Origin of the sequence: Maribacter arenosus (genome assembly GCF_014610845.1) — a bacterium.
Lineage (GTDB): Bacteria > Bacteroidota > Bacteroidia > Flavobacteriales > Flavobacteriaceae > Maribacter_A > Maribacter_A arenosus.
In genome coordinates this window covers 1-7,318 of record NZ_JABTCG010000014.1, presented here as the reverse complement: position 1 = coordinate 7,318, position 7,318 = coordinate 1, and the positions used below count along the sequence as shown (strand labels likewise).

General features: G+C 31.4%; 9 protein-coding genes. All 9 read right to left on the bottom strand.

The features are described 5' to 3' along the window. Positions 1-255 precede the first annotated feature (255 nt). Positions 256-792 (bottom strand): hypothetical protein, encoded by a 537-nt coding sequence (locus tag HPE63_RS18365; protein WP_188315769.1) that lies wholly within the window; start codon positions 790-792, stop codon positions 256-258. Positions 793-972: 180 nt separating this feature from the next. Beyond that, positions 973-1,875 (bottom strand): hypothetical protein, encoded by a 903-nt coding sequence (locus HPE63_RS18360; RefSeq protein ID WP_188315768.1) that lies wholly within the window; start codon positions 1,873-1,875, stop codon positions 973-975. Between the two features lie 161 nt (positions 1,876-2,036). Beyond that, positions 2,037-2,441 carry a hypothetical protein gene (locus HPE63_RS18355; RefSeq protein ID WP_188315767.1) on the bottom strand — a complete coding sequence of 135 codons (405 nt, stop codon included), beginning with the start codon at positions 2,439-2,441 and terminating at the stop codon, positions 2,037-2,039. Positions 2,442-2,444: 3 nt separating this feature from the next. Further along, a complete protein-coding gene (locus HPE63_RS18350; RefSeq protein ID WP_188315766.1) occupies positions 2,445-3,701 on the bottom strand; it encodes an AAA family ATPase in 1,257 nt (418 codons plus the stop codon). Between the two features lie 373 nt (positions 3,702-4,074). Beyond that, positions 4,075-4,533, bottom strand: a complete 459-nt coding sequence (locus tag HPE63_RS18345) for a hypothetical protein (RefSeq protein ID WP_188315765.1) — start codon at positions 4,531-4,533, stop codon at positions 4,075-4,077. Between the two features lie 143 nt (positions 4,534-4,676). Continuing rightward, the gene (locus tag HPE63_RS18340) at positions 4,677-5,261 is read right to left on the bottom strand and encodes a hypothetical protein (protein WP_188315764.1); all 585 of its coding nucleotides are present in this window, start codon (positions 5,259-5,261) and stop codon (positions 4,677-4,679) included. Positions 5,262-5,410: 149 nt separating this feature from the next. Then, positions 5,411-5,782, bottom strand: a complete 372-nt coding sequence (locus tag HPE63_RS18335) for a nuclear transport factor 2 family protein (RefSeq protein WP_188315763.1) — start codon at positions 5,780-5,782, stop codon at positions 5,411-5,413. 181 nt (positions 5,783-5,963) lie between these two features. Then, a complete protein-coding gene (locus HPE63_RS18330) occupies positions 5,964-6,545 on the bottom strand; it encodes a hypothetical protein (RefSeq protein WP_188315762.1) in 582 nt (193 codons plus the stop codon). Positions 6,546-6,716: 171 nt separating this feature from the next. Further along, complete coding sequence (locus HPE63_RS18325; protein WP_188315761.1) at positions 6,717-7,154, bottom strand: hypothetical protein; 438 nt, start codon at positions 7,152-7,154, stop codon at positions 6,717-6,719. Between the last annotated feature and the right edge of the window lie 164 nt (positions 7,155-7,318).

Genomic DNA, 7,318 nt, shown 5'->3' with positions numbered 1-7,318 from the left:
TTAGAAAAGTGGGCAAAAGTTAATATGTCTGCCATAGAGAAGTCCAGAGAGAAATTTATGAAGTCTTGAGTTTAATTTTTTATTGAATAAGTACATCTTTTTTAAACTATGCTCGCTAACGGTCTCGTATAACCGTCAGTTACGGGTTTATATGCGTTAATTTTCGGTTTGACACTGACTTTAGCAATTCCGAGTGGATTCGGACGTAGTCGAATCCGCCGTAATTGCGGTTATACATTGTTGGCAACTGTTTTTTTATTCTTTTTTGTTTTCAACAATCTTAAATTCCATATAGAAATTTTCAAAATCAGAAAGATTTTTATCAAAAGTATCCTGTGTACAAACTAATTGTATTCTATAACAGATTCCATTTTTGTAAATAAAATACTTTTTTGATTTATGGTCAAAACTTGGAATTTTTGAGGTAGTAATAACTTCTCTTGAAAATTCAGAGTCCTCTTGTAAAATATCCGTTTTTAATAGAAAGGGTTGCCATTTTTGTTTTTCGTGATTTATTAGTTCATTTATGTTTTTAATTTCACTGTTTCGCCAAGCGTAAATTTCGATAGAATTCTGAATCTCATTTTCTTTTGATTCAGAAATAACTTTAGGAAGAGTCCATTCCACAATAGAAAAGTTCTGAATGGTATCATTTTTAATTTCTCCAGCTAAATTCCAATCAGATGGTATTTTTGCTTGATATGAATAAGTGATATTTTCATAAGTCGATTGTGCGCAAGATTGTAAACTCACAGTTAATGTGATAATAAAAATCAAAAGTAATTTGTTCATTAGCATTGTAAGTTTAAATTGTTGCCAACGTTTGTGTATATGATTTGTGCGGCTTAAAATCCGACCTGCCACGCTCTGCGTGGGAGGATTTTCAGCTAGTCAAATCAGATACTAAATATACTAGTTTTTAAATTGAGTTCTATAGTAAGCATGAATTATATACCGTGTTGCAACCAGTTATTATTCCCATTTGTAAGTTAGTATTCTATGGCTATATGGGCTATGCATATTTTGCACTTTTTTAATCAGGTAGCCATCTTGGTCAAAAGTGTATTCAAAAGCATTTTTATTAGAGTCTCCTGGAATATTATACCATTGTACTCTTTCTGGAAATTTAGTTCCTTGCTCATGAATGAGCGTTTCTCGTATAGAACGAAACGAATATATGTGTAGAATATTAATATCAAAGAAGGCATTGAATATTGGATGTTTTTCTTCAGTACCATAGGTTACGGTTAAATCAATATCATTTGGGCTAAGATATTCTGCTAAAAAAGGTCCGTTGCCAGAAATACAATTACCTTCAGTGTCATATGCAAAAACCATATCGGCTTCGACAGTATTAACATTGGTTTTTTTTATTCCAGTAATTAAATTATTAGTAAGCTCATATTCAACTTTATAAATTCCGTATTCAGAGTAATGAATACTTGTCATAGAATTAGGACCATATGTAACATTTTTAGTATAGCTATCTTGAGAATCTAAATTACCATCAATATTATATTGGGTAGTTGAAATTTCCATTTTAGATATTTTAAAATCACTGTTGTAAGTTATATTTTTTTCGACTTTTAAAAACAACCATCTAATTGTGTCATTATAATTGTAATGGTAATCTATATTTTGAATAGGTAAATTAGAACTGTCGTAGGTATATGAGTATAAAGTTAATCCGTTTTCATCATTAATTTCAATTATTCTTTCATTGTTGTCATATACATAATTATGGTCTAAATATACATAACCGCCCGGATCCGTTTTCGTCATTTGGACTAGTTTTTTATTAGTATTTTCTAAATTATCGTCAGATGAACAGCCCAGAAAAGTTAATACAATTATAATTCCAATTAGTCTTTTCATTAATTTCATATAGTTTAAATTGGTTGCAACGTTGTTGTATAAGATTAGTTGCGTGGTTTAAGCACTAAAGTTAGCAAATAAACTACAGATAGAAAGTCCGCGAGGACTTTCATAAGTAGGCTTGCACTAGCAATTAATTTTATACGGTGTTGGGTGCAGTTTTATATTTCTTGACTAAAAGGTGAACTTTTTATTATTAATTTAGAATTAAAGTTCTTTTTGAATTTCACTTGCAAATTCTGAATTGATGCCGAACTTAGAGGACTTCTTGTACAAATAATAAATGATGATTTTTCCATATTTTTTGGGTTCGAACTCAATTTATTAATTGTAGCTATTAATTGTTTAATAGAGTGTTCAATATCTTGCCCTTTTAATTCTATAAAATATTCCAATTCTTGCGCTAAAAGCATAAAGTCACATCTCAAACCACTAGTAATTTCACAACCGTCAACAGTTACTTTAGTTGTGTTAATTTGGTTTTTATTTAAGATAATTAGTTTGCTTCTATTTTCTTGGAATACAATAATCTTGTTATTAGTCTTTTGGATACAATTATTTTTCATCAATTAATATTCAATATCTAAAAGTTTACCAAAATCAATAGCAATTTCGTCTGATACGGAATCTAATATGTTTTGTGAAATAAGTTGAGTTTCCTCGTCAATAAGTATTTTCTTTTGACCACCAAATACAGAATAAGCAATTATTTCATTTGGATTTAAAATTTCTTCTTTAGGTATTACTTTATGTACAGCATCAATTTTATTAGGTTGCTCTTGATTAATTTTACCAGCTTCTATCAGATTATTAAAAGAAGATAAAATGTAAGGACTATGAGTAGTAACAATTATTTGAAAATTATTTCGACTATTGTTAAAAGTTCTTGCTAGTAGTTGGATTATTTTTTTCTGTGCTGTCGGAAATAAATGTGCTTCTGGTTCTTCAATATACAAGGTTGCACCACCATTAGAAAAATTTAATTTGGTTAATGCTTTTAAAACAAGCACCAATGGTAAAGTTTCTTGTTGACCTGATGAAGCATTTGATAAATTAACTTTACGACTATCATTGTGAATAATATAATCTTTGTCTTTTTCACGAAGAAAGTTACCATTCATTATTTCGTTGAGTAGCTTGTCAAAACCTTTGTCAAGTTTTTTGTTTCTTCCAAAATCGTCGTCGTGTGCCCATCTTTTAAAGTTGTCGTAGAATGAACCAAATTCGATTAAAAAAGGGTCTAATGATTTATTGTTACTTAAAAACGAGAATATACTTGATTGAATATTAGCAAAAAAACTTCTTCCCGCAGGTATAAAAAACTGATTATAACTAGATATTTCAGAAATCTCATTTTTAAGACATTCATAAAATCTGTTTCGAGTATTTCTGTTTATTTTATAACTAGGCGCTCTTAGCTCTTGCTCTAATTTTTTTTGTTCTTCTTTATAAAACTTCCTTCCTTTATTTAGTAATTTTTTATAGTCTTCTGAATAAGAAAAATTCAAAGTTTTAGAAGCTTTTCTTTCTATGATTATAAAACTGTTATTTATTTTATACTCTATCTTAAAACTATTTTTTGGCCAAGATTCTTTTGGGAAATAAGTATTAAATTTCTCTTTCTGCTTTGAATCTAATTCTCTTTTAGATTCTCCATTCTCGACAGATTTTATTATTTCGGATGTAAAGTTTTTGAAGTAATATAAAAGTTTTGCAGATATACTTTTTCCTGATGCCTGAGGACCAATTAAGATATTAATGTTTTTCAATTCAAAGGACATTTTTTTTAATCCTCCAAAATTTTCTATGTAAATAGCTTCCTTCATTAATTTTTTTTTAAAGGTAATGATTTAGCTCAAATTTTTCATAACGTTTTTTATCGTTATGAAAATCAACCTATTTTTTGCCTTTTTAGCAATAGTGGTAATTGCACCCAACGGTTCGGCTAAGCGTAGTGCGGTAGTAAGGAAACTTTTTGTTTCCGACTGAGCACGAAGCTAAAGCTTTTGGTTTAGTTTTTATTTTTCCTGTCCAAAGCTAAATCCATAAGATTTAGCGACTTAGTAAATATACACAGACCTTTCGATTCAGCCCCGAAGTCCGCATTACGTTTAGGCTTTGTTGTAAAACGTTTTTTCCCGTTCTGTTAAAGTACATATGCGTAAAATTGTCCATTCCATTTCCGTAATGTCAAACCTATTAATTGACTTTCCTTGCCTCGCTAGCCTCTCTTATAAAACTTGGTTCGTAATTAGAATCATTAAAACAATCCATGTCATAAACTAAAATCTTATTGTCGTTGATTCGGACATAAGTTGTGTCGCTGCCACTTATTCCGTCTATTTCCGTTTTATATTTATATGCACTGTCAATTTTTTCCAGTAAAGTCCATTTTCCAGAATATGATGATAAAGTCCCATCATCGTTATATTCTCGATAAAAGCTACCGTCAGATTTCCAGATGTTCCTATTAAACGCATCAATAGGGTAATCATCAATTTCATCCAGCGATTCGCAAGGAAATACAACACCTCTGTAGAATTCCCAAGTGCCTTCAAGTTGTGCTGTAGGATTTTCAGCGTTAGGTTCTGTTTCATCATTGTTTTTACTGCAAGATTGAAACACTAAAATAATCACTAAGATTGCTATTCTTTTCATTGGTAAAATGGTTAGTTTAAAATGTTTTACAACGGTCTCGTATAACCGTCAGTTACGGGTTTATATGCGTTAATTTTCGGTTTAGCACTAGCCTTAGCAATTCCGAGTGGATTCGGACGTAGTCGAATCCGCCGTAATTGCGGTTATACATTGTTGTAGTGCGTTTTTATTTTTTCAATTACGTTGTCAGTCAATATAGTCAATTCAATTTTTTCCGACTTCCAACTTTCATCAATTTGTTTTCCGACGTTGGTTGAGAAAATGTCCCAATTCAAATTCAGACTCTGTCCGATTAAAGTAATTGTTTTTCGCAAGTCGTGATTATTTTTTTCCAATTCTGTCATTATCCATTTTCCAATGCCGTAAGCTGATTTAAGGTCTTCTGAAAAACTTAAATAATATTTGGGAATGTCATTTTCATAAACCACGTCTTCGTTAAATTCCAATTCCAAAAATGGAAAGAAGCGTTCGTTTTCTTTTCCCTCAATTAAATATGATTCCGTTTCGAGAGTTATTTTTTCGGTTTGGTTTTTTAGATATTCAGATGTTTTTCCATTCCAACCGCATTTTATGCAATTCCCATTATCGAATTTATGTTCGCAATTTGGATATCCATATAATTCGTGAGCGCAATTCGGACATAATTCAGCCATTTCCGAACTATTTTTAAAATAGTCAGATTCACATTCAACACAAACTGCTTTTTCTTGATTTATCGGTTTTTTCAAATGCACTACAACGGTTTCGTATAAGAATAGTTGCGGGTTTACGTGCGAGGAATTTCCGAAGGAAATTCAGACGTAGTAAACACGCAACTACCTTTGATTAGGCACTAAACCGCAATTATTTTTATACATTGTTGTACGCAGGCTTTCTTTTATAATTGCTCCACTAGTTTCCTAGCAGTAACAGTATCATATATAATTTTTAGTTTACTAATCTTGTTTTGATTATCAAATTCAATAATGTCTACTACATCAAATTCCACTTTTTGATTATTCTTTAAAGTCCATTTATAGGTGAAATAAAGAGCTAAATCATTTGAGTCATTATCTTCAAAAATTCCTTTTAAATAAAGTTCAGAATTTGAAGTATCGTTATTCAATTCACGATAAAATTCATCTGCTTTTTTTATTCCGTATAGTGGTGAGTCAACCATTCCATTCTGATTGAATAAAGCGATTACTTGTTCAATATTTCCATTTTCAAGGTGAGTAATATAATGCCTTGCGATTTCTTTTTTATTCATTATTTCATCAATTTTTAAATTTCTGAGTACGTTTCTCAGCTTGCGTACAACGGTTTTGTGTATGGCTCGTTGCGGGAAATCCGCGAGGATTTTCCGCCGTAACCGAAAGATAGCAAATTGCAATGAATTCCGATTAGGAATTCAGCCGCAATGAGCTATACACGCTGTTGTGAGCAGTATTTTATTCACAGTATTTTGTCAGTTTTATAGTTTTCAATGCTCTAAAAAATTCCACTTGAGTTGAGTCTGACAAATTGTTTCCGTAAAAACTCAAACTGGTTTTGTTAGAATTCGGTCCACCACCTTTCAAGCTGTCAATATAAATTCCGCTTGCTCCAAATCCTTTGTTTTTTGGTTTTATAAATTTAGCTACAAAGCAGTCAATACTGTCTGTTTGGAATTCGTACTTTAAATAATCTTTTGCGTCATATTCAGCGGTTAGAAAGTCCTCAATAACCAAATGCTTTACATTTTTTAATTGCTTTTTTTGCTTATCGCTAAATTCTGCATATTCAGATTGCTCAAATACCAAGACCTCTGGGTTTTTAGTCAAATCAGGTGAGTACCAACCCAAATCAAAAATCAGCGTGTCGTTTTTGTCCGTTATCAATCCGCTAACATAGCTGTCAATTCCGTTTATTTCATATTCGGACCAATTTTTCGGAACTGTTATTTCAAACGCTTCGTAGTCAATCGTTTTATAGTCCGACTTTTCACAGGATAAAATCAGAATCAAGATTAATATAGATAGCGTTTTTCTCATATTGCTCACAACGGTTTCGTATAACCGTCAGTTACGGGTTAATATGCGTTAATTTTCGGTTTAGCACAGACTTTAGCAATTCCGAGTGGATTCGGACGTAGTCGAATCCGCCGTAATTGCGGTTATACATTGTTGTGCGTTCGGCGTTTTCTTCATTTTAATAAATCAGATTTAGTTAATTCGCCTCATAAATCTTTTATCTCGTTCGTTATTCCATTGGACTTTCCAAGTTGAGCCGTCTATTTGGTCAAGTAATATGAAATTATACATATTTGGTGTAGGATAAAGGGTAAATCTACCATTAATTTCTTCTTCAGGTAGTACAAGTGAATATGTATTTATAGGTAATTCACCTTCGAAGTCATTCGATATTGAATAATGTACTTGCCATATTTTTCCATTTCGGGTGTTCAATTTAATTAACGCCCAAGTGTTTTCGGTTGGAAATAATTTGTATATGGGAACTTCCAACTGTTTAATTTCAGGTTTTTTTTTCACCTGCTTTTCGACTTCTTTTATTGTTGCTAAACTGTCTTTTTCTATTTGTCCATAGGAATAAACAGTAGTTAGAGTAAGAAAAGATATTAATATAATATTCCTCAAATTCATATTTCAATTATTTTGTTATTTCCGTTTGCCACCGCTGACGCACAACGTAGGAATATAGATCATATGATCTATATATCTTTTATGTGAGGAACTAAGATAAGAGATCTTTTATGTCCTTGAAAGAAGTTTCCGCCACATGGGTGTAAATTTCCGTCGTCTTGGTA